Here is a 25,982-nt window from a genome sequence, read left to right as displayed (position 1 = left end):
ACGAAAAAGCCCGCCTTCTTGTCGAAGGCGGGCTTTTTCGCTGGTGGGTGGCTTCAGCGGCCGATGGAGAACACCACCGGCGTGCGGTTGTCCGGCGCTTCCTTGTGCTGGCGCCATTCGCGCACCAGCCGGCTTTCGATGCGGGCGCTTTCCAGTGTCAGGCCGCAGGCCAACGCCAAACGGGTATGGGGTTGCAGCGTCTGCAGCAGGGCTTGCCAAAGCGCGGCGTTGCGGTAGGGCGTCTCGATGAACTGCTGGGTCTGGCCTTGGCGCAATGCCAGGGCTTCAAGCTCCTTGATGCGCTGTACCCGTCCGCCGGCATCCTGGGGCAGGTAGCCCACAAAGGCATAGTTCTGTCCGTTGAGCCCGCTGGCGGCCAGCGCCAGCAGCAGCGATACGGGTCCGATCAGCGGCACGACGCGTATGCCCAAATCGTGCGCGGCGCGCACGATGGAGCTGCCGGGGTCGGCCACGGCGGGCATTCCGGCCTCGCTGACCAGTCCCATGTCGTGTCCGGCCAGCAAGGGGGTGAGCAGTGGCTTGGCGTCAAAGACGGCGGCACCCTTGTCGCCATGGTCCCCCTTCTTGTGTGCCTCGCGCGGCAGCTCGGTGATCTGCTGGGTCTGCAAGGGCTGGGCCAGTGCATGCAGCGCGTCGATGCGCTTGAGATAGGCGCGTGTGCTCTTGGCGTTTTCGCAGATCCAGTGGGTCAGCCGCGCAGCGGTGCGCAGTGTCCCGTCGGGCAGGACCTGCGTCAGCGGCGTTTGCTGATCGCAGCCGAAGTCCAGCGGCGCGGGTACCAGGTAGAGCGTTCCTGTCAGGGGCTTGGTGATGGCATCGCTCATGGCAGCACGGCTCCTGCGGCGCGCAGCAACTGGCATGTGCGGATCAGCGGAAGGCCGATCAGTGCCGTGGGGTCGTCGCTGACGATGGCGTCGAGCAGGGCAATGCCCAGGCCCTCGCTCTTGGCGCTGCCTGCGCAGTCATACGGCTGCTCGGCGCGCAGGTAGCGCTCGATTTCCGCATCGTTGAGATCGCGAAAGCGCACCTGAACCGTCACCACGTCGGTCTCGGAAAAGCCGGTTTCCTGGCAGACCACACTCACGGCAGTGTGGAAATTCATCTGGCGCCCGCTCATCTGGCGCAACTGTTCGGTGGCGCGTTCATGGTTGCCGGGCTTGGACAGCGGCAGGCCATCGAGCTCGGGCACCTGGTCGGAGCCGATGACAACGGCGCGGGGGTGCAGCGCAGCCACGGCCTGGGCCTTGGCCAGGGCCAGGCGCAGGGAAAGGGCGTGCGGTGTCTCTCCGGCCAGAGGTGTTTCATCGACTTCCGGGGAGACGGTCTGGAATGGCAGCCGCAGCCGCTCCAGGAGTTCGCGGCGGTAGCGTGAGGTGGAGCCAAGGATCAGGGGACGCGCCAGGCCGGGAGCCTGGGCTAAGGCGGGGTGGGGAGCTTGCATGCCCGGATTCTCTTACACTGCCCGCATGAGCAAGGAATTTTCTGCGGCCCGCCTCGATGTTCGCGCTTTCGCGCAATCGCAGGGCCATCTTCAGGACCAGACAACACTGTCAGTCTTCCCGCGTCTGGCCCAGGATGCGCAGCCGGATGCCGGTGACACGCATGGCCAGGTGCACTGGCAGGCGGACTGCGAGCTGGTCGAGCAGACCGGCGGCCCCGGTCAGGTGTGGCTGCATCTGCAGGCCGATGCCGTCGTGCCCATGGTGTGCCAGCGCTGCCTGGCCCTGGCGCCCATCACCCTGCAGGTTGATCGGTCTTTTCGCTTTGTTGCGGATGAAGCCACAGCCGAGTCCGAGGACGACGAAAGCGATGAGGACCTGCTGGTGCTCAGCCGCGAGTTCAATCTGCTCGAACTCATAGAGGACGAGTTGCTCATGGAACTGCCCGTGGTGCCGCGTCACGATGTCTGCCCCGAGTCTGTGAGCTTGCAGTCCAGCGACGCGGACTTCGAGCAGGCCATCGAGGACAAGCCCAATCCGTTCGCCGTCCTTCGCGGCCTGGATGTGGGCAAATCCGCAGACTGATCGAGATGCCCGGAAAAAAGGTCGAGGCCGGGAAAAGCGATTGCGCTATAATCAAGGGCTTCGCGCGAAACCCCCTCGTGTCTTTAATGGGCTGATCGCGTTTTTTACCAACCCTTTTCAGATACACAGGAGCCATCATGGCTGTTCAGCAGAACAAGAAGTCCCCCTCCAAGCGCGGTATGCACCGTTCGCACAATGCACTGAATGTGCCTGGCATCGCCGTGGAACCCACCACCGGTGAAACCCACCTGCGTCACCACATCAGCCCCAACGGCGTGTACCGCGGCCGTCAAGTGCTGAAGAACAAGTCCGAAGCCTGACCTTCGACCGTTCCCGCAGAGCCCGCGGCTACAGTTTTCGTAGCGCGGGCTTTTGTTTTTTCTGATGGCCGTTCCTATCTTTCCAGGCCTTGCAACAGGCTTGCCAGTCGCTCATGATCACTTTGGCCGTTGACTGCATGGGGGGTGATCACGGCCCCCGCGTCACGCTCGCGGCGTGCCGCCAGTTCCTCGATTCCCATTCCGACGCCCGGCTGCTGCTGGTCGGCCAGCCCGATGCGCTGGCTGGCTTCGCGCATGAGCGCGCCAGTGTGGTGCCGGCCTCGGAAGTCGTCGGCATGGATGACCCGATCGAGGTGGCGCTGCGCAGGAAGAAGGATTCCTCGATGCGCGTCGCCATCCAGCAGGTCAAGGATGGCCAGGCTGCTGCTGCCGTGTCGGCTGGGAATACGGGTGCGCTGATGGCCATCTCGCGCTACCTGCTCAAGACGCTGGATGGCATCGATCGCCCCGCCATCGCTCCCCAGTTGCCCAATGCCAAGGGTGGTGCCACCACGGTGCTGGACCTGGGTGCCAACGTGGATTGCTCGGCCGAGCATCTGCTGCAGTTCGCCGTCATGGGCTCGGCCCTGGTGTCTGCGCTGAACAACGAAGAGGCGCCTTCGGTGGGCCTGCTCAATATCGGCGAAGAGCAGATCAAGGGCAGCGAAGTTATCAAGCGTGCGGGCGAACTGTTGCGCGCGGCAGGCAAGGCCGGTCACCTGAACTTCTACGGAAACGTCGAAGGCAACGATATCTTCAAGGGCACGACCCAGGTCGTGGTCTGTGACGGCTTTGTGGGCAACGTGGCCCTCAAGTCTTCCGAGGGGGTGGCGTCCATGATCTCCAATGCCCTCAAGCAGGAGTTCAAGCGCAACATCTTCACCAAAATGGCTGCAATCGTTGCCTATCCGGTGTTAACTGCGCTGATGAATCGCGTCGACCATCGGCGTCACAACGGTGCGGCGCTGCTGGGCCTTCGTGGGCTGGTGTTCAAAAGCCATGGGTCAGCCGATGCCTTGGCTTTCGAGCACGCGCTGAACCGCGCGTATGATGCGGCCCGCAACAACCTGCTCGACCGTGTCCGTACCCGCATCTCCGCAGCCCTGCCTCTTTTGCTGGCTGCGCACTCGGAATCGGGACCGTCGGCGCCCTAATACAGATGAGACGCTACGCACGCATCACCGGCACGGGCAGCTACCTGCCACCCCGCCGACTCACCAATCACGATCTGGCTGCCGAACTGGCCCAGCGTGGCATAGAGACCTCGGACGAGTGGATCGTCGAGCGCACCGGCATCCATGCCCGTCACTTTGCCGCGCCCGACGTGGCCAGCAGCGATCTGGCCCTGGAGGCGTCGAAGAAGGCGCTGGAGGCCGCTGGCTGCCAGCCACAGGACATCGACCTGATCATCGTCGCCACCTCGACGCCCGACATGGTCTTCCCGTCCACTGCCTGCATCCTGCAGAACAAGCTTGGCGCCAATGGCTGCGCGGCCTTTGACGTGCAGGCTGTGTGCAGCGGCTTTGTCTACGCTCTCACGGTGGCCGATGCCATGATCCAGTCCGGCGCCGCAAGCCGCGCGCTGGTGGTGGGTTCCGAAGTCTTCAGCCGCATCCTTGATTTCAACGACCGCACGACCTGCGTGCTGTTCGGCGACGGCGCCGGCGCGGTGGTGCTGGAGGCGTCCGAGCAGCCTGGGATTCTGGCGTCCGACCTGCATGCCGATGGCAAGCATGTCGGCATCCTCTGCGTGCCGGGCAATGTGTCCGGCGGACAGGTGCTCGGCGATCCGCTGCTGAAGATGGATGGACAGGCCGTGTTCAAGCTGGCGGTCGGCGTGCTGGAAAAGGCCGCCCGTGCGACGCTGGACAAGGCCGGGCTCACCGATGCCGATATCGACTGGCTGATCCCTCACCAGGCCAACATCCGCATCATGCAAAGCACGGCGCGCAAGCTCAAGCTGTCCATGGACAAGGTGGTGGTGACCGTGGACCAGCATGGCAATACCTCGGCCGCCTCGATCCCGCTGGCGCTGGACCACGGCGTGCGCAATGGCCAGGTCAAGCCTGGGCAGACCGTGCTGCTGGAAGGCGTGGGCGGTGGCTTCACCTGGGGTGCGGTGCTTCTCAAGATGTGATGCGGGATGCCTGCCTGTCGGCAGGCTCCCATGGCGCGGCTTTTATTTTTGAAAATATGAAGAAGTTTGCATTCGTCTTTCCTGGCCAGGGCTCGCAATCGGTGGGCATGCTCGACGGATGGGGTGACCATCCTGTCGTGGCGCAGACGCTGGCCGAAGCCTCCGAGGCGCTGGGTGAAAACATCGGCCAGCTGATCCAGCAAGGACCGAAGGAAGCCCTGGCGCTCACCACCAACACCCAGCCCGTGATGCTGGTGGCCGGTGTGGCCGCCTGGCGCGTGTGGCAGGCCGAAGGCGGCGCGCTGCCCGATGTCGTGGCAGGCCATTCGCTGGGCGAGTATTCCGCCCTGGTCGCCTCGGGCGTGCTGACGCTGGCCCAGGCTGCCCCGCTGGTGCGCCTGCGTGCTGCAGCCATGCAGGAGGCCGTGCCCGTGGGCACGGGCGCCATGGCGGCCATCCTGGGCCTGGACGCCGACAAGGTGCGCGCAGGCTGCGCCGAGGTCACGGCTGCCCTGGGTGGCGCTGAAGTCGTCGAAGCCGTCAATTTCAACGATCCTTCGCAGACCGTGATCGCTGGCAGCAAGGCTGCTGTCGAAAAGGCCTGCGAAGCCCTCAAGGCCGCAGGCGCCAAGCGTGCCCTGCCGTTGCCTGTGTCGGCGCCGTTCCATTCCAGCCTGATGAAGCCTGCGGCCGAAAAGCTCAAGGCGGCGCTGGCTGCCACGGCGCTGGCTGCACCGCAGATTCCCGTGCTCAACAACATCGACGTGGCGGTCGAGCAAGACGCCGACGCCATCCGCGATGCGCTGTATCGCCAGGCCTTTGGCCCGGTGCGCTGGGTTGAATGCGTTCAGGCCATGAAGGCGCGCGGCATCGTGCATCTCGTCGAGTGCGGTCCCGGCAAGGTGCTCATGGGCCTGACCAAGCGGATTGACGCGGACCTGACGGCCGCTGCCCTCTATGATCCGGCCACGCTGGCCGACGTGAAAGAATCCCTCGCATGACTGACAACCAGAACAAGCCCCAGGTTGCCCTGGTGACGGGCGCCTCGCGTGGCATTGGTGCTGCCATTGCCCAGGAGTTGGCGGCGCGCGGCTACCGCGTGATCGGCACGGCCACCACCGACGGTGGCGCGGAAAAGATCGGCCAGGCCCTGTCGGCCCATGAGGGCTGCCGCGGCGTGAACCTCAATGTCACGGATGGGGCGGCCGTCGACGCCTTGATCGACAGCATCGTCAAGAATGACGGCGGCCTGCATGTGCTGGTCAACAACGCCGGCATCACACGCGACACGCTGGCCATGCGCATGAAGGACGACGACTGGGATGCGGTGATCGACACCAATCTCAAGGCCGTTTTCCGAGTCAGCCGTACGGCCATTCGGCCCATGATGAAGCAGCGTTTTGGCCGCATCATCAACATCACCAGCGTCGTTGGCGCCTCCGGCAACCCCGGTCAGGCCAACTATGCAGCCGCCAAGGCCGGCGTTGCCGGCATGACGCGCGCGCTGGCCCGTGAACTGGGCAGCCGCGGCATCACGGTCAATTGCGTGGCGCCTGGCTTCATTGCCACCGACATGACGGCGGAGCTGCCCGAAGAGCAGAAGAACGCCCTCAAATCGCAGATCGCCATGGGCGATCTGGGCCAGCCCAGTGATATCGCCCATGCCGTGGCCTACCTCGCATCTGCGGGTGCGGGATACGTCACCGGCCAGGAATTGCACGTCAACGGCGGCATGTACATGTAAGTGCTGCGGCGGCTTCGGGCAGACCCCTGCCAGAAGCCGGCGTTGCTTGCAACAGAAGAGGCCGTTTCCTCGCGACGGCCGGCTGAAGAGGGCCTGAGGCCCGAAGCAGCTAGAATCGCGGGTTCATTCACAACCCCCAGAGGGAAACCATGAGCGATATCGAAGCACGTGTCAAAAAAATCATTGCCGAACAACTCGGCGTTGAAGAGTCTCAAGTCACCAACGAAAAGGCCTTCGTGGCTGATCTGGGTGCTGACTCCCTGGACACGGTGGAGCTGGTGATGGCCCTGGAAGATGAATTCGGCATCGAGATCCCCGACGAAGACGCGGAAAAGATCACGACGGTGCAAAACGCCATCGACTACGCCAACACCCACCAGAAGGCCTGATAGGGCCCTGACCCGAGCGATCAGCAGAAGGTTTTACGCATGAGCCGTCGTCGCGTTGTCGTGACCGGCCTGGGTTGCATCTCCCCCGTGGGTAACACGGTGGGCGACGCCTGGGCCAATCTTTTGGCCGGCCAGTCCGGCATTGACCTCATCACCAAGTTCGATGCCTCGAACTTTGCCTGCAAGATTGCGGGTGAGGTCAAGGGATTCGATGTGGAGTCGTACATGAGCGCCAAGGATGCGCGCTCCATGGACACCTTCATCCATTACGGCATCGCTGCTGCGGCGCAAGCCGTGCAGGACTCAGGTCTGCCCACGGGCGAGGCCTTGTCGGATGATCTGGCCACGCGCATCGGCTGCGTGATCGGTTCGGGCATCGGCGGCTTGCCGCTGATCGAGAACACCCACGCGGAACTGGCTGCGCGCGGACCGCGCCGCATCACGCCGTTCTTCGTGCCTGCCTCCATCATCAACATGGTGGCTGGCCATGTGTCCATGCGCTTCGGCTTCAAGGGGCCGAATCTTGCTGTTGTGACTGCCTGCACGACCGGGCTGCACTGCATAGGCGAGGCGGGACGCATGATCGAATACGGCGATGCCGATGTGGTGGTGGCTGGTGGCACGGAAGCCACGGTCTCCCCCCTGGGCGTCGGCGGCTTTGCCGCCATGCGCGCCCTGTCCACGCGCAATGATGATCCCAAGGCCGCTTCGCGCCCCTGGGACAAGGACCGCGACGGCTTCGTGCTGGGCGAAGGCGCGGGCGTGCTGGTGCTGGAAGAGTACGAGCATGCCAAGGCCCGCGGTGCCAAGATCTACGCCGAACTGTGCGGCTACGGCATGAGTGCCGACGCCGGCCACATGACGGCACCCAACATGGACGGCCCGCGCCGCGCCATGCTGGCAGCTTTGCGAAATGCCGGCATCAATGCCGACCAGATCGACTATCTGAATGCGCACGGCACTTCCACGCCGCTGGGCGACCTCAACGAGACCAACGCCATCAAGGCGGCTCTGGGCGATCACGCCAAGAAAATCGTTGTCAGTTCGACCAAGTCCATGACAGGTCACCTGCTGGGCGGTGCTGGTGGCATCGAGAGCGTCTTCACCGTGCTGGCACTGCACGAGCAAAAGATTCCTCCGACCATCAACCTGGACAACCAGGACCCGGAGTGCGATCTCGACTACTGCGCCAATACGGCGCGGGACGCGACGATCGAGGTGGCAGTGAAGAACAACTTCGGCTTCGGAGGCACCAACGGAACGCTGGTGTTCAAGCGGATCTGAGGCCTGCGCAACGCACATGAAAAGCCCGCCCCGCAAGGGAGCGGGCTTTTTTATTTCGCGCATGTGCCAGGTGAAAGCAGGATAAATGTCGGTCATGCTGCGGTTTTGCGACACTGCAGGCATGCCGTCTCGCCATGCGCCGCCCGCAGTTCGCCATCCGCTGAAGCCATCGCGCACCGTGGCAGTGTGTCTTTGTGCGCTTTGGCTGCTGTCCGCCATGCTTTTGCTGGCATGGGCCTTGAATCTCCAGTTAGGGTGGTGGCCTGCAGCCGTGGCCGTTGCGGTTTGCCTGGTTGCTGCTGCAGGCATGTGGCATGGATGGCACAGCCTGGGTAAAGGTTTCATCGCCTGGGATGGCGTGCAGTGGTCGATCTGCGAGTCGGACCCAGGCCAGGCTGCGCAGCCGGTGCTGCTGCAGGTGCGAGCCGATGGTGGATCGTGGTTGTGGGCGCAGGTCCGTTCCCTGAGTTCCATGGTGCCGGCGGGGCCCTTGCGTTGGCGCAGCTCCCGCTGGCTGCTCCTGTTGTGCAGGCAGAGTCCGGAAACCTGGGGTGATTTGCGGCGTGCTGTATATTCCCCGGCCAGACCTACAGAACGGGCGCAATGACTGCGCCAGGGCCGCCGCGGCCCGTCTTCACCGATTTCATGACGCCTCCCGAATTCCCGCCTTCTTCTGCCGATAGCGACCTGGCTCTGGTCGAGCGCACCAACGCAGGAGACATGCGGGCCTTCGAGCTGCTGGTCATCAAGTACCAGCGCCGCATCGAGCGCCTCATCGGCCGCATGGTGCGCGATGTGGACCTGGTGCCGGACATTGCGCAGGAAACCTTCATTCGCGCCTATCGGGCCCTGCACCAGTTTAGGGGTGATGCCCAGTTCTATACCTGGCTGTACCGCATTGCCGTGAATACTGCCAAGAAGGCGCTGCTGGACATGAAGCGCTCGCCGCTGATCACCGAAAGCGCGTTACACAACGGGGATGACGATGATGAAACTTCCCGGGTCAGCCAGGAACTAACCACCGAAGAAACGCCCGAAACGATCCTGGCAGCCCAGGAAATTGCCCAGGCAGTCAACGCCGCCATGGAGGCTTTGCCCGAGGATCTCCGACAGGCTGTCACGTTACGGGAAATCGAAGGCCTGAGCTACGAGGAAATCTCGAACGCCATGGGTTGCCCCATCGGCACCGTGCGCTCACGGATTTTTCGCGCACGGGAAGCGATTTCAGCCAGGGTCAAGCCTTTGCTGGAGCGCCAGTCGGGCAAGCGTTGGTAGGCGTGACGGGGTTGTGGCCGCCGGGTGGTGCATTTTTTGGGTACAGGGTCTCAAAGCAGACAAGCAGGTGATTGATCATGAATGACGATCTGACGAAGCGCGAACAATTGTCGGCATTGGCTGATGGTGAACTCTCTGCCGCAGAGTTGCAGGCCGTGCTGGCCTATGCGGAAAGCGATGCAGGCCAGCAGGAGTGGCGCATGTACCACCTCGTGGGCGATGTGCTGCGTTCCCCGGAATTGGCGCATCACAGCCGGCACGATGTGCTCTCCGGAATCCGCGCCCAACTGGCCAACGAGCCTCGCCGTCCGCTGGTCTCCGTGGCCACCGAAGAGCTGGCGCAAATTGCGCATCCGGCGCAGGATCGGGCTGTGATCAATGGAGCGCCGCTGCGCGATGCGGCCAATGCCTCGGTATTCCGCTGGAAGATGGCGGCGGGCTTTGCCTCCGTGGCGGCCGTGGCTGCCATTGGCTGGAGCGTGATGCTGGGCGCGCCTGCCGGTCCCGGCGCGGCGCCGGGCCGGGCCCTGGCGGCCCTTGAGACGGGTGCTCCGTCGGCGCCGGTTGCGGTGGCTGGCAATGCCCAGGACTTCCCGCTTGGCGATACGGCCCAGTCTTCCTCGGTCGTGGCGGTGGCCGGACCCTACGGGCAGAGCGTGATGCTGCGTGATCCGCGCCTGGATGCGCTGCTGGCCTCCCATCCGCAATACAGTGGCCCGGCCACGTTGCAGATGCCTGCCAGCTTCTTGCGCAACGCCAACTTCGCCTCGGCACCGCGCGCCAACCAGCGCTGAATCTCACAGGAGAGCATTGCTCTCCTGCTTTCTTTTGCACCCGCGTCCAGCCTTTCGGCATTGAAATGGACGCGGGTGCAGTCATTTGTGCTCCATGCACGGCGGTTCGCGCCGCATGCATGCTGCCGATTCGGGAACTAACCGCGTCTTTCAGGCTTCTGAGCCATCGTCTGGCCGATGCTCGCCAGGACTGCGCCAGAATGTGACGTTCGTCCGAAAGCAAGTCGGCTGCCATGTGTCCGAACAAACCGCCTGGGCGCGATGGCGTCGGGGCAACGTAATGATTGAGATGGAAAGGATGACCATGACCACTGTTCGATGGAAGACGCTGCAGTCCTGCACACTGGCCGGCGTTCTGGCGCTGGCTGCAGGCAGCGCAGGAATGCTGGTGCCGGTGAGTGCCGCCCATGCGCAAAGTGGCGCCGTGGTGCGGGGGCTGCCGGACTTCACCGATCTGGTCGAGCAGGTCGGCCCGTCCGTGGTCAACATCCGCACGCTGGAGAAGGTGTCGGCCAACTCCGCCGAGGCGCTGGGCATGGACGAGGACATGCTCGAATTCTTCCGCCGCTTTGGCCTGCCCGTGCCCAATGTGCCGCGCCAGCGCCCACAGCCGCGTTCACAGCCTGACGAGGAGCAGCCGCGCGGCGTGGGTTCCGGCTTCATCCTGACGGCCGATGGCTTTGTGATGACCAATGCCCACGTGGTCGAAGGCGCTGACGAAGTCATCGTCACGCTGACCGACAAGCGTGAGTTCAAGGCCAAGATCGTGGGCAGCGACAAGCGCACCGACGTGGCCGTGGTCAAGATCGACGCCACAGGGCTGCCGGCCGTGAAGATCGGCGATGTGAACCGCCTCAAGGTCGGCGAGTGGGTGATGGCCATCGGCTCGCCCTTCGGCCTCGACAACTCCGTCACGGCGGGCATCGTCAGTGCCAAGCAGCGCGATACGGGCGACTATCTGCCGTTCATCCAGACCGATGTGGCCATCAACCCCGGCAACTCGGGCGGCCCGTTGCTGAATATGCGCGGCGAGGTCGTGGGCATCAACAGCCAGATCTATTCGCGCTCCGGCGGCTTCATGGGCATCAGCTTCGCGATTCCGATCGATGAGGCCGTGCGTGTCAGCGACCAGCTGCGCGCCACCGGCAAGGTCACGCGAGGCCGCATTGGCGTGCAGATCGGTCCGGTCACCAAGGACATTGCCGAATCCATTGGCCTGGGCAAGGCGCAGGGAGCACTGGTCTCGGCCGTCGAGCCGGATTCGCCCGCTGCCAAGGCGGGCGTCGAGGCCGGTGACGTGATCATCAAGTTCGACGGCAAGGCCATCGACAAGGTGGCCGACCTGCCGCGCCTGGTGGGCAATACCAAGCCCGGCACACGCAGTACCATCACCGTCTTCCGTCGCGGCGCAGCCAAGGATCTGACCATGGTGATCGCCGAGGTCGAGCCGGACGGCGCGGCTCCGCAGGCCAAGGCCACCGGCAAGGGCAGCACCCTGGTTTCCCAGCCGCTGGGCCTGACGCTGGCCGAGCTCACGGATGCCCAGAAGAAGGAGCTGGGCATCAAGGGCGGCGTGCGCGTGACGGCGGCCGTCGAGGCTGCGGCACGTGCGGGCCTGCGCGAAGGCGACGTGATCCTGCAACTGGCCAATGTCGAGATCACGGGGCTCAAGAGCTTCGAGGCCACGCTGGCCAAGGTGGACAAGAGCAAGCCCGTGAACCTGCTGGTGCGCCGTGGGGAATGGGCACAGTACGTGCTGATCCGTCCGGCGCGCTGAGGCCGCAGGGGAGGGCGGTTTTCCGGATCCTGGGGAATACCCTCGGAATCCTGACCCGGAGCCGCCCATGCCCCTTGGGGCATTGGGTAAAATGCCCCACCAAAGCGTGACGGCTCAAGGCGTCAGAAACCTGTTTTCAAAGGGGATTGTTGCGGTGCAAAAGCACCGCACTATCCGGTGATCGACGGGCGAGAAATGGCTCGGCGGTTCTGTTGATAAACTGTTGATAAATAATTGTGACAGATCAAGCCCGGACCTTTGCAGGCCTTGTCAGGGCTTGGTTTTCAGCCCGTTTTGCCTACAATAAAGTCCCAACTATCGCAGTTGCCAGAGATTGTTGGTTCGGGGCGCGTCGTTCATGGACGCGCCCTTTTTTCTTGCGCGCCGGCCCTGTCGTTTTCCACTTTCACTAGCAGTCCTTCCCGTTGATGAACCACATCAGAAATTTTTCCATCATTGCGCACATCGACCATGGCAAGTCGACGCTGGCTGACCGCCTCATCCAGCGTTGCGGAGGCTTGGCTGACCGTGACATGGAAGCCCAGGTGCTGGACTCGATGGATATCGAGAAAGAGCGCGGCATCACCATCAAGGCGCAGACCGCAGCCCTGCAGTACAAGGCCAAGGATGGCCAGGTCTACAACCTCAACCTCATCGACACGCCCGGCCACGTTGACTTCTCTTATGAAGTCTCGCGTTCGCTGTCGGCCTGCGAGGGAGCGCTGCTGGTGGTGGACGCCTCGCAGGGCGTCGAGGCGCAGACCGTGGCCAACTGCTACACCGCGCTGGAACTCGGCGTGGAAGTGACGGCTGTTCTCAACAAGATGGATCTGCCCCAGGCCGATCCCGAAAATGCCAGGGCCGAGATCGAGGATGTCATCGGCATCGATGCCAGCGACGCCATTCCCTGCTCGGCCAAGACCGGCATGGGCATCGAAGAGATCCTGGAGGCGGTGGTCGCCAAGGTGCCGCCGCCAAAGGGCGATCCCAATGGCCAGCTGCGCGCCATGATCATCGACAGCTGGTTCGACACCTATGTCGGCGTCGTGATGCTGGTGCGTGTGGTCGATGGTGAACTCAAGCGTGGCGAGCGCTTCAAGATGATGGCCTCGGGCGCTGCCTATGAAGCCAACAACCTGGGCGTGTTCACTCCGGCCGACGTGCCCCGCGACGTGCTGCGCGCCGGCGAGGTGGGCTACATCATTGCCGGCATCAAGGAGCTCAAGGCAGCCAAGGTGGGCGATACCATCACGCTGGAAAAGAAGCTTCCCAACAACCTGGGCCCCGCCACCGAGGCCCTGCCCGGCTTCAAGGAAATCAAGCCCCAGGTGTTCGCGGGCCTGTATCCCACCGAAGCCAGCGAGTACGACCAGCTGCGCGATGCGCTGGAGAAGCTGCAGCTCAACGATTCGTCCCTGCAGTTCGAGCCTGAAGTCTCGCAGGCGCTGGGCTTTGGCTTTCGCTGCGGCTTCCTGGGCCTGCTGCACATGGAAATCGTGCAGGAGCGCCTGGAGCGCGAATTCGACCAGGACCTGATCACCACCGCGCCCAGCGTGGTCTACGAAGTGGTCAAGGGCGATGGCGAGGTCATCCAGGTCGAGAACCCGTCCAAGATGCCCGATGCCGGCCGTATCGAGGAGGTGCGCGAGCCCATCGTCACCGTCCACCTGTACATGCCCCAGGACTATGTGGGCCCGGTGATGACGCTGGCCAACCAGAAGCGCGGCGTGCAGATCAACATGCAGTACCACGGCCGCCAGGTGATGCTCACCTATGAGATGCCGCTGGGCGAAATCGTGCTGGACTTCTTCGACAAGCTCAAGTCGGTCTCGCGCGGCTACGCCTCCATGGACTATGAGTTCAAGGAGTACCGCGCCTCCGACGTGGTGAAGGTGGACATCCTGCTCAACGGCGAGAAGGTCGATGCGCTGTCCATCATCGTGCACCGCTCCCAGGCCACGTACCGCGGCCGGGCCGTGGTGGCCAAGATGCGCGAGATCATCAGCCGCCAGATGTTCGATGTGGCCATCCAGGCCGCCATCGGCGCCAACATCATTGCGCGGGAAACCGTCAAGGCCATGCGCAAGAACGTGCTGGCCAAGTGCTACGGCGGCGACATCACCCGCAAGCGTAAGCTGCTGGAAAAGCAAAAGGCCGGCAAGAAGCGCATGAAGCAGATCGGATCGGTGGAAGTGCCCCAGGAGGCCTTCCTGGCCATCCTGCAAGTGGAGGATTGATGCAAGCCATGCAATGGATTACGGCCGTCGTACTCGCGGCCTTCGTGGGCTATATCGGCGCCTGGTACACAGGCTTCATCGAGGGCAACTTCGCGCTGCTGCTGTTCCTGGCCACCGTGGTCACGGGCCTGTACTGGGTGGCCGAGCGGCTGTACTTCCTGCCGCGCCGCCGCCGCGCTGCCGTGGCCATCGAGGAGGCTGCCGTGGCACGCCGCGCAGAACTCGACCGCATGGGCATCGCCAAGACCGACATCGAGGTGTCTGAAGAGGCCAAGGGCCGCATCCTCATGCAGCCCTGGTGGCTGGACTGGACGGCAGGCCTGTTCCCGGTGATCGCGATCGTCTTCGTGCTGCGCTCGTTCCTGTTCGAGCCGTTCAAGATCCCGTCTGGCTCCATGATCCCCACGCTGCTCGTGGGCGACCTGATCCTGGTGAACAAGTTCACCTATGGCGTGCGCCTGCCGGTGATCAACACCAAGATCACACAGGGAACGCCGCTGCAGCGTGGCGATGTGGTGGTGTTCCGCTACCCGCCCCAGCCCAGCCTGGACTACATCAAGCGGGTGGTGGGCCTGCCGGGCGACGAGATCGCCTACCTGAACAAGCGGCTGACGATCAATGGCAAGGAAGTCCCGGTCAATGCACTGCCCGACTTCTTCGACAAGGATGCGATGCGCTACTTCAAGCAGTACGAGGAGTCGCTGGGCGACAAGCCGCACCGCATGATCGTGAACCAGGACGTGCCCGCCTTCATCCAGGGCGCCAGCGGCTTCGAGTTCCGCGAGAACTGCCGCTACAGCGTCGAAGGCATCACCTGCAAGGTGCCGGAGGGCCAGTACTTCATGATGGGCGACAACCGCGACAACTCGCTGGATTCCCGCTACTGGGGCTTTGTGCCCGACAAGAACATCGTGGGCCGGGCTTTCTTTGTCTGGATGAACTTCGGGGATTTCAAGCGCATCGGCAGCTTCCATTGATCAGGTGCATGCCTGAGGACCGGATCGGACCGGGCATGCGCGAGGGATTCGCATCGGAGGAGGAAAAAGCATGTTGACATCGAACAACCGGCGTTCGCGCCAGCGCGGCCTGTCCTTTCTGGGACTGGTGTTTGTGGTTGCCCTGGGCGTGGGCGTGGTGGCCGTGGGCGCACAATCCGTGCCTGTCTTCCTGGAGTACCAGGCCATCGTCAAGGCTGCCAACAAGGCGGCCAGCGAAGGCAATTCCGTGGCTGAAGTGAGGGCCAGTTTTGAGCGTTCCTCCGCCATCGATGACTTCACTTCAGTGAAGCCGGCTGACCTCGAAGTGACCAAAATCAACGACCGTGTGGTCGTTGGGTTCGAGTACTCACGCGAGATACACCTCGTGGGCCCCGCCTACCTGACCTATCGTTTTAAGAAGTAGACCCAATAGGTGCCTCCCTTACTGAATGCGCTGCAGCTGAGGCTGCAGCATCAATTTGCCGAGCCTGCATTGCTGCAGCGTGCTGTCACGCACCGCAGCTTCTCGGCAGACAACAACGAGCGCCTGGAATTCCTCGGTGACTCGGTGCTGAACCTTGCCATTTCCAGCCTGCTCTACCAGCGGCTCAGTTCCATGCCCGAGGGCGATCTGTCCCGCGTGCGCGCCAACCTGGTCAAGGAAGGCACGCTGCACCAGATCGCGCTGAGGCTGCAGTTGCCCGATCTGCTGCGCCTGGGCGAGGGTGAATCCAAGTCGGGCGGCAAGCAACGCCCCTCCATCCTGGCCGATGCGGTCGAGGCCCTGATCGGCGCGGTCTATCTGGATGCCGGCTACGCGGCGGGCGAGAAGGTGGTACACCATCTTTTCGAGGGCGTGGACATCAATCCCCACATGCGCGCAGCCGAAAAGGATGCGAAGACGGCCCTGCAGGAATGGTTGCAGGGACGGCGCATGAAGCTGCCGCAGTACGAGGTGGTCGCCACCACGGGAGCCGCCCACCGCCAGACCTTTGAAGTGGCCTGCGCGATTGCAGAGCTGCAATTGCAGGCCCGGGGAACGGGTGCCTCGCGCAGAGCCGCAGAGCAGACGGCTGCCACAGCCATGCTGGAACTATTGAAAGCAAGACACGCATGAACCAAGACAAACCTCCGGCGCCGGCACAGACCGCCGCCGAACTCGATGCCCTGCTGGCTGCGGCCAAGCCCGGCGCCGGCGCAGCACGCACGGCATCCGCCCCTGATGAAGCCCTGGCACCCGAGGTGCCGACGGGCCCGCAGCGCTGCGGCCTGATCGCCATCGTCGGCAAGCCCAATGTGGGCAAGTCCACGCTGATGAATGCGCTGGTGGGCCAGAAGATCAGCATCACCTCGCGCAAGGCGCAGACCACGCGCCACCGCATCACGGGCATTCGCTCGCGTGCCGCGACGCAGTTCATCTTCGTCGATACACCGGGCTTCCAGACCAAGCACAGTACGGCGCTGAACAAGTCGCTCAACAAGACCGTGATGGGCGCCATCGGCGACGTGGACCTGATCCTGTTCGTCGTGGAAGCCGGCCAGTTCACGCTGGCCGATGCCAAGGTGCTGTCGCTGTTCAAGCCCGGCATTCCCACGCTGCTGATCGCCAACAAGCTCGATACCGTGGGCCGCCGTGCCGAGATCGCCCCCTGGCTCAAGAGCATGCAGGAGCGCCATCCGTTTGCCGAGTTCGTGCCCATGTCGGCCAAGAGCAAGGGCGACATCGAGCGCCTGTTCGGCATCTGCGAGAAGTACCTGCCCGAGCAGGACTGGATGTATGCGCCCGACGAGCTGACCGACCGCAGCGAGAAGTTCCTCGCCTCGGAAACCGTGCGCGAGAAGCTGTTCCGCTTCACGGGCGACGAGCTGCCCTACACCTCCACGGTGGTCATCGACAAGTTCGAGGAAGAGGCCAGCAAGCAGCACAAGCGCTTCATCCGCGTGGCGGCCACCATCGTGGTCGAGCGCGACGGACACAAGGCCATGATCATCGGAGAGAAGGGCGAGCGCCTCAAGCGCATCAGCACCGAGGCCCGCCAGGAGCTGGAAAAGCTCATGGATGCCAAGGTCTTCCTCGAAGTCTGGGTCAAGGTGCGCTCGGGCTGGGCCGACGACGAGGCCCGCGTGCGCTCCTTCGGCTACGAGTGAGAAACCTCCCCGCAAGGCCCTCTGTCCATGGCTAGCGCCAAGCGTGTCTCGGATGAGCCGGCCTATGTGCTGCACAGCTATGACTGGAGCGAGTCCAGCCTGATCCTCGAGGTCTTCACGCGGCACCGGGGCCGCGTGGCGCTGGCGGCCAAGGGCGTCAAGCGCCCGACCTCGAACTTTCGCCCCGTGCTGCTGCCGCTGCAGCCGCTGAGCCTGAGCTACAGCCTGGGCGGCGAGGGCAATGCCGAGATCCACACCCTCAAGGGCGCCGAGTGGGTGGGAGGGCATGTCATGCCCCAGGGCGACGCCCTGATGTCGGGCCTGTACCTCAACGAGCTGCTGATGCGCCTGCTGGCGCGAGACGATCCCTATGCGGCGCTGTTCGACATCTATGCCGGCGTGGTGCGCGTGCTGGCGGGCCAGCATGGCGATGCCATCGAGCCCGTGCTGCGCACCTTCGAGCTGCTGCTGCTGCGCGAACTGGGCCATCTGCCCGCCTTGAATGAGGAAAGCGCCACGCTGGCGCCGCTGGCCGAAGGCCGCCGCTATGCGCTGGTGGCCGAAGGCGGCCTGCGCCCGGCGCTGCAGGGCGAGCGCGCCGTGCTGGGCGCTGCGCAATGGCAGGCCATTGAAAGCGCGCTGCAGGCCCGGCAGGCCTTCAATGCCACGCTGCATGTGGTGGCCCAACCTGAGCAGGCGCTGGCCCTCAAGCCCCAACTGAGGGCCCTGCTGCAATACCATTGCGGCAGTCCCATGCTGCGCACCCGCCAGCTGATGATGGATCTGCAATCGCTATGAATCTTTCCCACGCTTCGCAGCGCACGGCGCTGTCGGTCAATGTCAACAAGGTTGCGCTGCTGCGCAACACGCGCCACCTGGGCATTCCCAGCGTGACGCGCGCCGCGCGCATCTGCCTGGAGGCCGGTGCCCAGGGCATCACCATCCATCCGCGTCCCGACCAGCGCCATATCCGCAGCGAGGATGTCTATGAACTGCAGGCGCTGATGACACAGTGGCCGCAGGCGGAGTTCAACATCGAGGGCAACCCGACGCAGAACCTCATGGACTTCATCCGCGACACGCGCCCGCACCAGGCCACCTTCGTGCCCGACAGCGAGGACCAGTTCACCAGCGACCATGGCTGGAACTTCCCGCAGGACGCCGAGCGCCTGAAGCCGCTGATTGCCGAATGCCGCCAACTCGGCGTGCGCGTCAGCCTGTTCATGGACCCCGTGCCCGCCCAGATGGCCGCTGCGCGCGCCGTGGGCGCCGACCGGGTCGAGCTGTATACCGAACCCTACGCAGCTGCCTGGGGCACGGCAGACCAGGAAGCGCAACTGCAGGCCTATGCGGCGGCGGCCCAGGCGGCTTTGGATGCCGGGCTGGGCATCAATGCCGGCCACGACCTCAGCCGTGACAACCTGGCCGCCTTCGTGGCGCGCGTGCCGGGCCTGCTCGAAGTCTCCATCGGCCATGCGCTGATCGCCGACGCGCTGGAGCTGGGCTACGCCGAAACCGTGCGCGCCTACCAGCAGTGCATAGACCAGGGCATGGCGGCGCGCGCCTGAAGCTTTCGCGGAGCGAATCCATGATCTACGGCATCGGTACCGACATCTGCGACGTGCGCCGCATCCGCGCCAGCCTGGAGCGCCATGGCGACCGTTTCGCCGAGAAGGTGCTGGCCGAGGGCGAGCTGGCCACCTGGCGTGCCCGCCGCGCGCGCTGGCCTGAGCGCGGCATCCGCTTCGTGGCCACGCGCTTTTCCGCCAAGGAGGCCTTTTCCAAGGCCATAGGCATGGGCATGGTCATGCCCATGACCTGGCGCAGTTGCGAGGTCATCAAACTGCCCAGTGGCCAGCCTGCCATCGTGCTGCACGGCGCGCTCAAGGAATGGTTCGAGGCGCGCAACCTGCAGGTGCACCTGTCCGTGACCGACGAGAGCGACTACGCGGCCAGCTTCTGCGTGGTCGAGCGCCGCGCCTGATACCCGGCCAGCGTGACGCTGGCTTTTTTGACTCCACAGGATTCATAGGAATTCCCGGCATGACCGAGCACGCACCCCTCATCATCGACATCGCCGGCAAGGCACTCACCGATGTGGACCGCCAGCGCCTGGCGCATCCGCTGGTCGGCGGCATCATCCTCTTTGCCCGCAACTGGGAAAGCCGCGAGCAGCTGGTGCAGCTGTGCGCCGATATCAAGGCGGTCAAGCCCGATTTGCTGATCTGCGTGGACCATGAGGGCGGGCGCGTGCAGCGTTTTCGCGCTGACGGCTTCACGCACCTGCCGCCCATGCGCGCCTTCGGCCAGATGTGGATGGACGACGGCAAGGGCAGCAAGCACCGTGAAGGCAGCGGCGCCCTGGCCGCCATGAATGCCGCCACGGCGGCCGGCTACGTGCTGGGCACCGAGCTGCGTGCCTGCGGCGTGGATTTCAGCTTCACCCCGGTGCTGGACCTTGACTACGGTGCCAGCAGCGTCATCGGCGACCGCAGCTTCCACCGCGACCCGCGCGTGGTGGCCGCGCTGGCCCGCAGCCTCATGCACGGCCTGCTGCAGGCCGGCATGGGCAACTGCGGCAAGCACTTTCCCGGCCACGGCTTCGTCAAGGCCGATTCGCATGTGGACATTCCGGTCGATGGCCGCAGCCTCACCGCCATCCTGGGCGAGGACGCCGCGCCCTATCCCTGGTTGTCCAGCGTGCTCACGGCCGTGATGCCGGCCCATGTGATCTACCCCAAGGTGGACAAGCGCCCGGCCGGCTTTTCTGCCAAGTGGCTCAAGGACATCCTGCGCAGCCGCCTGCGCTACGACGGCGCCATTTTCAGCGACGACCTGAGCATGGAGGGCGCGCGCCGCATCGACGGCGAGCTCATCGGCTATACCGACGCGGCGCTGGCCGCGCTGGAGGCGGGCTGCGACATGGTGCTGCTGTGCAACCAGAGCCTGGGCTTGGGCGAGCATGTGGACGAGCTGCTGGCCGGCATGGAGGCCGCGCAGCGCAGCGGCCGCTGGCAGCCCGATGCCGACAGCGAATCGCGCCGCGTGGCCCTGCTGCCGGAGACCGTGCCCCAGCCCTGGGACGACCTCATGCGCCAGCCTGCCTATCTGCAGGCGTTGGACCTGCTGCCTTGATGGATTGATGGACGCCGCCGCTGGCCGCTCCGAGGGCCAAGGCGGGCTTTGCAAAGGCATGTGCGTGTCGTAACGGGCGCGTCGGCCGGTGTTTCACAGGAGAGTTTTCCCATGCGCGTTGGCGTGCTGACCGGAGGTGGCGACTGCCCCGGCCTGAATGCGGTGATCCGTGCTGTCACCAAGTCCCTGATCAACCACGGCCAGTGCGAGGTGCTGGGCATTGCCGACGGCTTCGAGGGCCTGATGCTCGACCCGCCCGGCGTCAAGCCGCTGGGCTGGGACGAGGTCTCGGGCATCCTGCATGTGGGCGGCACCATACTGGGCACCAGCAACAGCGCCAACCCCCTGCGCGATGCGGCCACGCTGGAGCATGTGGGCCGCAATGTCCGGGCGCTGGGCCTGGACGTGGTGGTGGCCATCGGCGGCGACGGCACCATGAGCCTGGCGCATGGCCTGGCCGAACAGGTGGGGCTGACCTGCGTGGGCGTGCCCAAGACCATCGACAACGACATTGCCAATTGCGAGCGCAGCTTTGGCTTCGACACCGCCGTGGCAACGGCCACCGAGGCGCTGCGCCGCATCGAGAGCACGGCCAACAGCCACCACCGCGTGATGATCGTCGAGACCATGGGGCGCCATGCCGGATGGCTGGCGCTGGAGGCCGGCATTGCCGGTGCGGCCGACGTCATCCTGCTGCCCGAGATCGATTACGACCTGCAGGCCATCGTCGATTTCTGCCGGGGCCGCGAGCAGCGCCAGCGCTACACCATCATCTGCATCGGCGAGGGCGCCAAGGAAAGCGGCGCCAGCCTCACGGTGCGCGAGCGCATCGAGCAAAGCCCCGACCCGGTCCGCCTGGGCGGTGTCGGCCATGTGCTGCGCGAGCGCCTGCAGCCCCACCTCAGGAGCGAGGTGCGCACCACGGTCCTCGGCCATGTACAGCGTGGCGGCGACCCCACGCCCTTTGACCGCGTGCTGGCCACGCAGTACGGCCACCATGCGGCGCAACTGGTGCTGTCGGGGCGCTTCGGCCGCATGGTCACGCTGCAGGGGGGCGAGATCGGCAGCGTGGAAATCTCACGCGTGGCCAACACCCAGCGCACCGTGCCCCTGGACCACGGCCTGCTCACCATGGCGCGCGACATAGGCATTTGCCTGGGCGAGCCAGGCAAGCAGGATGTGCGGCCGGCCGCAGCCGGCAGCCACTGAGCCCGCCATGCGGCAGCAGGGACGTCTCACCGGCTGGAAGGACGAGCAGGGCTTTGGCTTCATCGAACCCGATGGAGGCGGCGCGCAGGTCTTTGTCCATATCAAGTCCTTCACCGATCGCCGCCGCAGGCCCGAGGGCGGAGAGCGCGTCAGCTACGTGCCCAGCCGCAACGCCCAGGGAAAATGGCGCGCGCAGGATGTGGCCTTCATTGACGAACCAAGGACCGGCCGCCCGCAGCCTGCGCGGCGAAGCCGTGCCGGCATGCCTTCGCGGCCTCTACCGCCTGTGCGAGGCCCGGTGGCGGTAGGCTTGGCCGCTGCCTTCTTCTGCGTGCTGCTGGCTGTTGCCTGGAGCGGCCGCATGCCCTGGACACTGGTCGGCCTGTATGCGGCGGCAAGCTTTGTGACCTTCATGGTCTATGGATTCGACAAGTCCGCCGCCAGGAACGACCGCTGGCGCACCAGCGAAAGCCGTCTGCACCTGCTGGCACTGCTGTGCGGCTGGCCCGGCGCATTGCTGGCGCAAGGGCTGCTGCGGCACAAGTCCAGCAAGGCCTCGTTCCAGTTGGTGTTCTGGATCACCGTGGTGCTCAACTGCGGCCTGCTGGCATGGCTGCTGTCATCGGCAGGTGCGCCGCTGCGGGCGCTGGCGCCCGGCATCTTCTGAAAATTGAAGGAACTGGCGATGACCCATGCTGGACCACGGGCCAAAATGCCCTCCGCAAACGATGCATCGCTGCAGACCTGGCAGGCTTCTTGGGAGAGCGCCTGGTCCGCACTGGGTGCCAGCGCTCCGCAGACTGTGCTGGCCGAGCTGCTGCAAAGCTACAGCGAGCCCCAGCGCCACTACCACACGCTGCAGCATCTGGGTGAGGCCATGGGCCTGCTGCAACCGGCGCTGTGCCTGGCCGAGCACTCCGGCGAGGTGGCACTGGCGCTGTGGTTCCATGACGCTATCTACCAAACGCAAGCCAAGGACAACGAGGCGCGCAGCGCCGACTGGGCCGCCGCCGTACTGCGCGGGCAGGGTCTGCCGGCGGAAGTGGCCGGGCGCGTGCACGGCCTGATCATGGCGACTTGCCACGCTGCACAGCCGTCCGGAATCGACGCCCAACTGCTGGTGGATGCCGACCTGGGCATTCTGGCGGCCGACCCCCTGCGGTTTGCTGAGTACGAAGTGCAGGTGCGGGCCGAGTACGAATGGGTGCCCTTGCCGCTGTACCGCGCCAAGCGCCGCGAGGTGCTGCAGGGCTTCATGCAGCGCGAGGCCATCTACTGTACCGACTGGTTCCGGCAACGGCTGGAGGCGCGGGCGCGGCGCAACCTCGCGCAGGCGCTGGGTTTGTAGGCGGCGCCTGCGTCGGCGTCCTATGATCGGGGGCTGCTGCGGGCCGTGCAGGCCTGCCTCCCTCTCTTTCTTATCTTGCCCAGGCTCCGCCTGGCTCACCGGACGCGCAGATGACCACCCTTGGAACCCCTTACTCCCCCCATGCCACCAAAGTCATGCTGCTGGGCAGCGGCGAACTCGGCAAGGAAGTACTGATCGCGCTGCAGCGCCTGGGCGTGGAGACGATCGCCGTGGACCGCTACGAGAACGCGCCCGGCCAGCAGGTGGCCCACCACGCGCGCACCATCACCATGAGCGATCCGGCCCAGCTCAAGGCCTTGATCGAGGCCGAGAAGCCCGACCTGGTCGTGCCCGAGATCGAGGCCATTGCCACGCCCATGCTCGAAGAGCTGGAAGCATCAGGCAGGGTCACCGTGATCCCCACGGCCCGCGCCGCGCGCCTGACCATGGACCGCGAAGGCATCCGCCGCCTGGCCGCCGAGACGCTGGGCCTGGCCACCAGTCCCTACCGTTTCTGCGACTCGCAGCAGGAGCTGCAGGCCGCCATCGACGGCACGGATGGCCAGCCCGCCATCGGCTTCCCTTGCGTGGTCAAGCCCGTGATGAGCAGCTCGGGCAAGGGCCAGAGCAAGCTGGACGGCCCGGACGACGTGGCCAAGGCCTGGGACTACGCCATGGCCGGCGGCCGCGTGAGCCATGGCCGTGTGATCGTCGAAGGCTTCATCGACTTCGACTACGAAATCACCCAGCTCACGGTGCGCGCCAAGGGTGCGGACGGCCAGGTGCAGACGCATTTCTGCGATCCGATCGGTCACATCCAGCAGTCTGGTGACTATGTGGAGAGCTGGCAGCCCCATCCCATGCACCCGGCGGCGCTGCAGAAGTCGCGCGACATCGCCAAGGCGGTGACCGATGACCTGGGCGGCCTGGGCCTGTTTGGCGTGGAGCTGTTCGTCAAGGGCGAGCAGGTCTGGTTCAGCGAGGTCTCGCCACGCCCGCACGACACGGGGCTGGTCACGCTGGCCACGCAGTGGCAAAGCGAGTTCGAGCTGCATGCGCGCGCCATTCTGGGCCTGCCCGTGGATGCCTCGCTGCGCAACCCCGGAGCCAGCGCCGTGATCTATGGCGGGCAGGATGCCGAAGGCCTGGTGTTCGACGGCGTGGACGAGGCCCTGGCCGTGCCGGGCACGGACCTGCGCCTGTTCGGCAAGCCAGAGAGCTTCGTCAAGCGCCGCATGGGCGTGGCCCTGGCGCGCGCCCAGGATGTGGAGCAGGCGCGCACCAACGCCAAGCTGGCCGCCAGCAAGGTCCGGCCGCGCAAGCCCTGAGGCGCGCTGCTCAATGGCGAAGCCGCCGTCCCTTTGCCGGGCGGCGGCTTTTTTCATGCGGTGTCGGGGCCTTAGTTGGTCGTGTGCATGGGCAGCTGCGAGGGCTGGGCATCATGCGGCGTGGTCAGCCGGATGGCGCGCTCCTCCTCGCCATGGCTGGCATGCTCGCCATCCACACCCAGGCCGCCCTTCCAGCGCCGGACCACGCGCTGGAAGATCAGCGAGTTGGGGATCTGCAGCAGGTTGGGTGAGCCATCGGGCGCATGGGCGTCCTGCAAGGTGGTGTAGAGCATGTTGATGTCGATCACGCGGCCCTTGGCACCGGGCTTTTCGGCCGTGTCCAGCACCTCGATGTAGTCACCCAGGCGAAAAGGCCCGACGATGACGATGAGCAGGGCGCAGAACAGATTGGACAGCACGCTCCAGGCCGCGAAGAAGGCCACGGCGCCCACGGTGGCAAAGCCGGTGAAGGCCGTCCACAGGACGGTGGCCGAGACGCCCAGGCGCTCCAGTACCAGGGGCACGGTGGCGGCGATGAGAATCCAGCGGAACACGCCGCGCAGCGGCACCAGCAGCTCCGGCGGCAGGCCGTAGTGCCGGCCTGCGCGTGCGATCAGCCGGCGAACCAGGCGATTGAGCAGCCAGGCCGCACCGATGATCAGCAGGATCTGGGCACCGGGGATGATGAACTCCAGCCAATCCTGCATCCAGGTGGGCAGGTGCGCTTGAAAACGACGCATAACTTCAAACATTCAGGAAACAGGAATCCGCTTTCGGGACCCGGATGCGCAGCTCGCGCGCGCCCGGCATTGAGCTGCGATCGTAAGCGCAGGCGCAAGGCCCGGCAGTCAGGTGCGGCGCTGCTCCACCGTGTCCATCTGCATCTCGAAGCTGAAGAAGCGGTCGCGCCCCTGCGCCTTGGCCGCGTACAGAGCCTGGTCGGCGCGCATGAGCATGGCTTCGGCGCTGGTGTATTCGTCGGGAATGCAGGTGGTGATGCCGCCCGACAGCGTGAGACCCGATTCATGGGGCGAATCGGGGTGGCGTATGCGCAGCACGCGCAGCATCTGGCCCACGGCGCGCGCAAACGTCATGGCGCCCGAGCGCGGCGTGCGCGGCAGGATGAGCGCGAATTCCTCGCCGCCATAGCGCGCCGCCACGTCACGGGGGCGTACGCAGACCTCGCGCAGCAGGCGTCCGATCTGTTTCAGGCATTCATCGCCATGCACGTGGCCATAGGTGTCGTTGTAGCGCTTGAAATGGTCCAGGTCGCAGAGCATCAGCGTCAGCGGCTGGCCTTCGCGCCGGGCCGAGGCGATCTCTGCATGCAGGATGCGGTCGAAGCCTCGGCGGTTGACCAGGCCCGTGAGCTGGTCGAGCTCGACCATTTCATTGAGCTTCTGGTTGGCCTCGTGCAGTTCGGCCGACAGTGATACCAGGCGTCTGCGCATGTCCAGCAGGCGGCGCATGGCGCGCAGCTTGGCCACGAGCACGATGGGCTTGACGGGCTTGACCAGGTAGTCGTCGCCTCCGGCCTCGATGCCGCGCCACACATCCAGGTCATTGTCCAGGCCGGACAGGAAGATGACGGGCGTCCACTCGCCGGGCTCGGCCTCGCGCAGCTGGCGGGCAACCCAGTAGCCATCCTCGCCGGGCAGGCGGATGTCCAGCAGCACCAGGTCGGGGCGCTGCTCGCGGAACAGGATCAGGGCGCTGGGGCCATCGGCAGCCTCCAGCACGCGGGTCACGCCTGCGTGCAGCAGCTCGCTGACCAGGCTGGTGCGCACCGAGGCCTGGTCTTCCACGACCAGCACGCAAAAGGGCGCGGACTCGTC

Annotated in this window: 28 protein-coding genes; 24 read left to right on the top strand and 4 right to left on the bottom strand. The window is 65.1% G+C overall.

Annotated features, from left to right (window positions below):
• Positions 1-53: 53 nt before the first annotated feature.
• The gene (locus tag INR38_RS23235) at positions 54-845 is read right to left on the bottom strand and encodes an SAM-dependent methyltransferase (RefSeq protein ID WP_207443514.1); all 792 of its coding nucleotides are present in this window, start codon (positions 843-845) and stop codon (positions 54-56) included.
• Positions 842-1,462, bottom strand: a complete 621-nt coding sequence (locus tag INR38_RS23230; RefSeq protein ID WP_013800988.1) for a Maf family nucleotide pyrophosphatase — start codon at positions 1,460-1,462, stop codon at positions 842-844. The genes INR38_RS23235 and INR38_RS23230 overlap by 4 nt, the downstream gene beginning before the upstream one ends.
• Positions 1,463-1,487: 25 nt before the next feature.
• Between INR38_RS23230 and INR38_RS23225 the strand changes: the two genes are divergently transcribed.
• The 24 genes from INR38_RS23225 to purT all read left to right on the top strand — a co-directional run bounded on the left by INR38_RS23225 (position 1,488) and on the right by purT (position 24,147).
• The gene (locus INR38_RS23225) at positions 1,488-2,045 is read left to right on the top strand and encodes a YceD family protein (RefSeq protein WP_207443513.1); all 558 of its coding nucleotides are present in this window, start codon (positions 1,488-1,490) and stop codon (positions 2,043-2,045) included.
• A gap of 137 nt (positions 2,046-2,182) precedes the next feature.
• The gene (rpmF, locus tag INR38_RS23220) at positions 2,183-2,365 is read left to right on the top strand and encodes a 50S ribosomal protein L32 (RefSeq protein ID WP_012207072.1); all 183 of its coding nucleotides are present in this window, start codon (positions 2,183-2,185) and stop codon (positions 2,363-2,365) included.
• Between the two features lie 113 nt (positions 2,366-2,478).
• The gene (gene plsX / locus INR38_RS23215) at positions 2,479-3,519 is read left to right on the top strand and encodes a phosphate acyltransferase PlsX (protein WP_207443512.1); all 1,041 of its coding nucleotides are present in this window, start codon (positions 2,479-2,481) and stop codon (positions 3,517-3,519) included.
• Positions 3,520-3,524: 5 nt separating this feature from the next.
• Positions 3,525-4,502 carry a beta-ketoacyl-ACP synthase III gene (locus tag INR38_RS23210; protein ID WP_012207070.1) on the top strand — a complete coding sequence of 326 codons (978 nt, stop codon included), beginning with the start codon at positions 3,525-3,527 and terminating at the stop codon, positions 4,500-4,502.
• A 56-nt stretch (positions 4,503-4,558) separates the two neighbouring features.
• The gene (gene fabD / locus INR38_RS23205; RefSeq protein WP_043796600.1) at positions 4,559-5,503 is read left to right on the top strand and encodes an ACP S-malonyltransferase; all 945 of its coding nucleotides are present in this window, start codon (positions 4,559-4,561) and stop codon (positions 5,501-5,503) included.
• Entirely contained in the window at positions 5,500-6,246 is a 747-nt protein-coding gene (gene fabG, locus INR38_RS23200) for a 3-oxoacyl-ACP reductase FabG (protein WP_013800993.1), read from the top strand. The genes fabD and fabG overlap by 4 nt, the downstream gene beginning before the upstream one ends.
• A gap of 149 nt (positions 6,247-6,395) precedes the next feature.
• On the top strand, positions 6,396-6,635 hold the full coding sequence (gene acpP, locus INR38_RS23195) for an acyl carrier protein (RefSeq protein WP_003058049.1): 240 nt from the start codon (positions 6,396-6,398) through the stop codon (positions 6,633-6,635).
• Positions 6,636-6,674: 39 nt separating this feature from the next.
• The gene (gene fabF, locus INR38_RS23190; RefSeq protein WP_013800994.1) at positions 6,675-7,919 is read left to right on the top strand and encodes a beta-ketoacyl-ACP synthase II; all 1,245 of its coding nucleotides are present in this window, start codon (positions 6,675-6,677) and stop codon (positions 7,917-7,919) included.
• A gap of 645 nt (positions 7,920-8,564) precedes the next feature.
• A complete protein-coding gene (rpoE, locus tag INR38_RS23185) occupies positions 8,565-9,194 on the top strand; it encodes an RNA polymerase sigma factor RpoE (protein ID WP_043783676.1) in 630 nt (209 codons plus the stop codon).
• A 77-nt stretch (positions 9,195-9,271) separates the two neighbouring features.
• Positions 9,272-9,988: a sigma-E factor negative regulatory protein gene (locus tag INR38_RS23180; protein ID WP_013800997.1), complete on the top strand. Its 717-nt coding sequence runs from the start codon at positions 9,272-9,274 to the stop codon at positions 9,986-9,988.
• A 304-nt stretch (positions 9,989-10,292) separates the two neighbouring features.
• Positions 10,293-11,765 (top strand): DegQ family serine endoprotease, encoded by a 1,473-nt coding sequence (locus INR38_RS23175; RefSeq protein ID WP_043783674.1) that lies wholly within the window; start codon positions 10,293-10,295, stop codon positions 11,763-11,765.
• 428 nt (positions 11,766-12,193) lie between these two features.
• Positions 12,194-14,002, top strand: coding sequence for a translation elongation factor 4 (gene lepA / locus INR38_RS23170; RefSeq protein WP_012207063.1), 1,809 nt, complete (start codon positions 12,194-12,196; stop codon positions 14,000-14,002).
• Positions 14,002-14,979 (top strand): signal peptidase I, encoded by a 978-nt coding sequence (lepB, locus tag INR38_RS23165; protein ID WP_012207062.1) that lies wholly within the window; start codon positions 14,002-14,004, stop codon positions 14,977-14,979. Before lepA ends, lepB begins: the two co-directional genes overlap by 1 nt.
• A gap of 70 nt (positions 14,980-15,049) precedes the next feature.
• Positions 15,050-15,403 (top strand): DUF4845 domain-containing protein, encoded by a 354-nt coding sequence (locus INR38_RS23160; protein WP_043821478.1) that lies wholly within the window; start codon positions 15,050-15,052, stop codon positions 15,401-15,403.
• Between the two features lie 9 nt (positions 15,404-15,412).
• A complete protein-coding gene (gene rnc, locus INR38_RS23155; protein WP_012207060.1) occupies positions 15,413-16,096 on the top strand; it encodes a ribonuclease III in 684 nt (227 codons plus the stop codon).
• The gene (gene era, locus INR38_RS23150; protein WP_097201544.1) at positions 16,093-17,127 is read left to right on the top strand and encodes a GTPase Era; all 1,035 of its coding nucleotides are present in this window, start codon (positions 16,093-16,095) and stop codon (positions 17,125-17,127) included. Before rnc ends, era begins: the two co-directional genes overlap by 4 nt.
• Before the next feature lie 27 nt (positions 17,128-17,154).
• Positions 17,155-17,925 carry a DNA repair protein RecO gene (recO, locus tag INR38_RS23145; RefSeq protein ID WP_012207058.1) on the top strand — a complete coding sequence of 257 codons (771 nt, stop codon included), beginning with the start codon at positions 17,155-17,157 and terminating at the stop codon, positions 17,923-17,925.
• Complete coding sequence (locus tag INR38_RS23140) at positions 17,922-18,695, top strand: pyridoxine 5'-phosphate synthase (RefSeq protein WP_043821481.1); 774 nt, start codon at positions 17,922-17,924, stop codon at positions 18,693-18,695. The genes recO and INR38_RS23140 overlap by 4 nt, the downstream gene beginning before the upstream one ends.
• A 20-nt stretch (positions 18,696-18,715) precedes the next feature.
• Positions 18,716-19,111, top strand: a complete 396-nt coding sequence (gene acpS / locus INR38_RS23135; protein ID WP_012207056.1) for a holo-ACP synthase — start codon at positions 18,716-18,718, stop codon at positions 19,109-19,111.
• A 59-nt stretch (positions 19,112-19,170) separates the two neighbouring features.
• Positions 19,171-20,262, top strand: coding sequence for a beta-N-acetylhexosaminidase (nagZ, locus tag INR38_RS23130; protein ID WP_043821482.1), 1,092 nt, complete (start codon positions 19,171-19,173; stop codon positions 20,260-20,262).
• A 111-nt stretch (positions 20,263-20,373) separates the two neighbouring features.
• Positions 20,374-21,471, top strand: a complete 1,098-nt coding sequence (locus INR38_RS23125; RefSeq protein ID WP_043821484.1) for an ATP-dependent 6-phosphofructokinase — start codon at positions 20,374-20,376, stop codon at positions 21,469-21,471.
• A 7-nt stretch (positions 21,472-21,478) separates the two neighbouring features.
• Complete coding sequence (locus tag INR38_RS23120) at positions 21,479-22,138, top strand: cold shock and DUF1294 domain-containing protein (protein WP_097205021.1); 660 nt, start codon at positions 21,479-21,481, stop codon at positions 22,136-22,138.
• Between the two features lie 18 nt (positions 22,139-22,156).
• The gene (locus INR38_RS23115) at positions 22,157-22,819 is read left to right on the top strand and encodes an N-methyl-D-aspartate receptor NMDAR2C subunit (protein WP_207443511.1); all 663 of its coding nucleotides are present in this window, start codon (positions 22,157-22,159) and stop codon (positions 22,817-22,819) included.
• Positions 22,820-22,929: 110 nt separating this feature from the next.
• The gene (purT, locus tag INR38_RS23110; RefSeq protein WP_207443510.1) at positions 22,930-24,147 is read left to right on the top strand and encodes a formate-dependent phosphoribosylglycinamide formyltransferase; all 1,218 of its coding nucleotides are present in this window, start codon (positions 22,930-22,932) and stop codon (positions 24,145-24,147) included.
• A gap of 71 nt (positions 24,148-24,218) precedes the next feature.
• Here the strand turns inward: purT and INR38_RS23105 are convergent, their stop codons facing one another.
• A complete protein-coding gene (locus INR38_RS23105) occupies positions 24,219-24,887 on the bottom strand; it encodes a mechanosensitive ion channel family protein (protein ID WP_207443509.1) in 669 nt (222 codons plus the stop codon).
• 108 nt (positions 24,888-24,995) lie between these two features.
• The coding region (locus INR38_RS23100) for a diguanylate cyclase (RefSeq protein WP_242699170.1) at positions 24,996-25,982 on the bottom strand (987 nt) is incomplete at its 5' end.

Origin of the sequence: Delftia sp. SD018, assembly GCF_017355445.1 — a bacterium.
Taxonomy (GTDB): domain Bacteria; phylum Pseudomonadota; class Gammaproteobacteria; order Burkholderiales; family Burkholderiaceae_C; genus Comamonas; species Comamonas acidovorans.
The sequence above is the reverse complement of the archived record's forward strand: the minus strand, read 5'-3'. Positions and strand labels throughout refer to the sequence as shown.

Bases quoted from the DNA above. Each gene is read 5' to 3' on its own strand.
- acpP (WP_003058049.1), top strand. From the start codon at position 6,396: ATGAGCGATATCGAAGCACGTGTCAAAAAAATCATTGCCGAACAACTC.
- era (WP_097201544.1), top strand. From the start codon at position 16,093: ATGAACCAAGACAAACCTCCGGCGCCGGCACAGACCGCCGCCGAACTC.
- INR38_RS23120 (WP_097205021.1), top strand. From the start codon at position 21,479: ATGCGGCAGCAGGGACGTCTCACCGGCTGGAAGGACGAGCAGGGCTTT.
- INR38_RS23160 (WP_043821478.1), top strand. From the start codon at position 15,050: ATGTTGACATCGAACAACCGGCGTTCGCGCCAGCGCGGCCTGTCCTTT.
- fabF (WP_013800994.1), top strand. From the start codon at position 6,675: ATGAGCCGTCGTCGCGTTGTCGTGACCGGCCTGGGTTGCATCTCCCCC.
- rpmF (WP_012207072.1), top strand. From the start codon at position 2,183: ATGGCTGTTCAGCAGAACAAGAAGTCCCCCTCCAAGCGCGGTATGCAC.
- INR38_RS23140 (WP_043821481.1), top strand. From the start codon at position 17,922: ATGAATCTTTCCCACGCTTCGCAGCGCACGGCGCTGTCGGTCAATGTC.
- INR38_RS23235 (WP_207443514.1), bottom strand. From the start codon at position 845: ATGAGCGATGCCATCACCAAGCCCCTGACAGGAACGCTCTACCTGGTA.
- INR38_RS23115 (WP_207443511.1), top strand. From the start codon at position 22,157: ATGACCCATGCTGGACCACGGGCCAAAATGCCCTCCGCAAACGATGCA.
- INR38_RS23210 (WP_012207070.1), top strand. From the start codon at position 3,525: ATGAGACGCTACGCACGCATCACCGGCACGGGCAGCTACCTGCCACCC.
- nagZ (WP_043821482.1), top strand. From the start codon at position 19,171: ATGACCGAGCACGCACCCCTCATCATCGACATCGCCGGCAAGGCACTC.
- INR38_RS23230 (WP_013800988.1), bottom strand. From the start codon at position 1,462: ATGCAAGCTCCCCACCCCGCCTTAGCCCAGGCTCCCGGCCTGGCGCGT.
- acpS (WP_012207056.1), top strand. From the start codon at position 18,716: ATGATCTACGGCATCGGTACCGACATCTGCGACGTGCGCCGCATCCGC.
- INR38_RS23225 (WP_207443513.1), top strand. From the start codon at position 1,488: ATGAGCAAGGAATTTTCTGCGGCCCGCCTCGATGTTCGCGCTTTCGCG.
- lepA (WP_012207063.1), top strand. From the start codon at position 12,194: ATGAACCACATCAGAAATTTTTCCATCATTGCGCACATCGACCATGGC.
- INR38_RS23105 (WP_207443509.1), bottom strand. From the start codon at position 24,887: ATGCGTCGTTTTCAAGCGCACCTGCCCACCTGGATGCAGGATTGGCTG.
- INR38_RS23125 (WP_043821484.1), top strand. From the start codon at position 20,374: ATGCGCGTTGGCGTGCTGACCGGAGGTGGCGACTGCCCCGGCCTGAAT.
- INR38_RS23175 (WP_043783674.1), top strand. From the start codon at position 10,293: ATGACCACTGTTCGATGGAAGACGCTGCAGTCCTGCACACTGGCCGGC.
- fabD (WP_043796600.1), top strand. From the start codon at position 4,559: ATGAAGAAGTTTGCATTCGTCTTTCCTGGCCAGGGCTCGCAATCGGTG.
- rpoE (WP_043783676.1), top strand. From the start codon at position 8,565: ATGACGCCTCCCGAATTCCCGCCTTCTTCTGCCGATAGCGACCTGGCT.
- INR38_RS23180 (WP_013800997.1), top strand. From the start codon at position 9,272: ATGAATGACGATCTGACGAAGCGCGAACAATTGTCGGCATTGGCTGAT.
- recO (WP_012207058.1), top strand. From the start codon at position 17,155: ATGGCTAGCGCCAAGCGTGTCTCGGATGAGCCGGCCTATGTGCTGCAC.
- lepB (WP_012207062.1), top strand. From the start codon at position 14,002: ATGCAAGCCATGCAATGGATTACGGCCGTCGTACTCGCGGCCTTCGTG.
- purT (WP_207443510.1), top strand. From the start codon at position 22,930: ATGACCACCCTTGGAACCCCTTACTCCCCCCATGCCACCAAAGTCATG.
- fabG (WP_013800993.1), top strand. From the start codon at position 5,500: ATGACTGACAACCAGAACAAGCCCCAGGTTGCCCTGGTGACGGGCGCC.
- plsX (WP_207443512.1), top strand. From the start codon at position 2,479: ATGATCACTTTGGCCGTTGACTGCATGGGGGGTGATCACGGCCCCCGC.